The sequence below is a fragment of the Acidovorax delafieldii 2AN genome (assembly GCF_000175235.1).
GTDB classification, from domain to species: Bacteria; Pseudomonadota; Gammaproteobacteria; order Burkholderiales; family Burkholderiaceae_C; genus Acidovorax; species Acidovorax delafieldii_B.
Genome location: NZ_ACQT01000500.1, coordinates 1 through 1299, shown reverse-complemented (window position 1 = coordinate 1299; position 1299 = coordinate 1). Strand labels below are relative to the sequence as shown.

Annotated in this window: 2 protein-coding genes; one reads left to right on the top strand and one right to left on the bottom strand. The window is 70.0% G+C overall.

Annotation, left to right across the window (positions count from 1 at the left end; genetic code table 11):
- Positions 1–888 (top strand): Bug family tripartite tricarboxylate transporter substrate binding protein (locus ACDELDRAFT_RS22590; protein ID WP_005801282.1); only part of this gene is annotated, 888 nt, incomplete at its 5' end.
- Positions 889–1107: 219 nt separating this feature from the next.
- On the opposite strand, the gene ACDELDRAFT_RS22585 is transcribed toward ACDELDRAFT_RS22590, so the two are convergent.
- Positions 1108–1299 (bottom strand): PaaI family thioesterase (locus ACDELDRAFT_RS22585; protein ID WP_005801280.1); only part of this gene is annotated, 192 nt, incomplete at its 5' end.

Here is a 1299-nt window from a genome sequence, read left to right as displayed (position 1 = left end):
CGGGTGGTGGTGCCCTTTGCCGCCGGCGGCGCCACCGACGTGATTGCCCGCGTGCTGGGTGAGCGCATGGCGCAGCGCTTCGGCCAGTCGGTGGTGGTGGACAACAAGCCGGGCGCGGCCGGGCTGATTGCCGGCGAGGCGGTGACCAAGTCACCGGCCGACGGCATGACGGCGCTGCTGGGCACCACCTCGTCGATGCTGACGAACAAGTACCTGTACAAGAAGACGCCCTACGACCCGCTGACCGAGCTGACCCCGCTGGTGCGCGTGTGCCTGGCGCCGATAGCACTGGTGGTCACGGCCGACACGCCCGCGCAGAACCTGCCGGAGTTCATGGCCTGGATCCGGGCCATGAAAGGCAAGCTGTCCTATGGCTCTTACGGCATCGGCTCGCACGGGCAACTGGCCTGCACCACGCTCAGCGAAGTGGCCGGCGCCGACATGGCGCACGTGGCCTACAAGGGCGAGGCGCCGATGGTGCAGGACCTGCTGGGCGGACAGATCAAGATCGGCATGGGCAGCCTGCTGTCGCTCAAGGCGCATATCGATGCGGGCAAGCTGCGCGCGCTGGCCGTGACCGGCCCGCGCCGCGTGCCGCTGTTGCCCGAGGTGCCCACCTTCACCGAGGCCGGCTACCCGCAGGATGCGCTGTCCATTGTGGGCTGGCTGGCCATCGCGGGCCCCAAGGGCCTGCCGGCCGACGTGGCCCGGCAATGGGCCCAGGCCGCCAACCACGCCGTTGCCAGCCGCGATGGCATGGCCCGCATCATTGCCGCCGGCTTCGTGCCGGTGGACGACGACACCCCTGAAAAATTTGCGCGGCTCTGGGCACAGGAGGCACCGCTCTGGGGCCGCCTGCTGCAGGCTGCGGGCGTGCAGCCCAGTTGAAGCACAGGACTGAATCGCCTCGTATGCTTTCCCTCCAGAGAGGGGAAGCTGCCAGTGGTTGGGCGAAGCCCGCTCCAGGGCGGCCATGGCGCAATGTCTGTCATGGGACCGATGCCGGCGACCCCGGGTGTGCGTCGCCAAGCCCTGCTGCAGCACGGCGCACGGCTGCGCGCGCCGTGGCGCGTGGCGCGCAACTTCAGAAGAGAAAATTGGCGGCGCCTACGCCCCGGCAGGGGTCGGCTGGCGTGCGATGAGTTTGAAGCTGCCGGTGGCCAGGGCCACCAGGGTGCCGTCCTCGGCGCGCACCTCTCCGCGCACGAAGCTGATGGAGCGGCCGCGCCGCTCGCAGCGCGCGGTGGCAATGAGGTCCCCGGTGCCCGCGGCGACGTAGTGCAGCGTCAGGTCGATGGT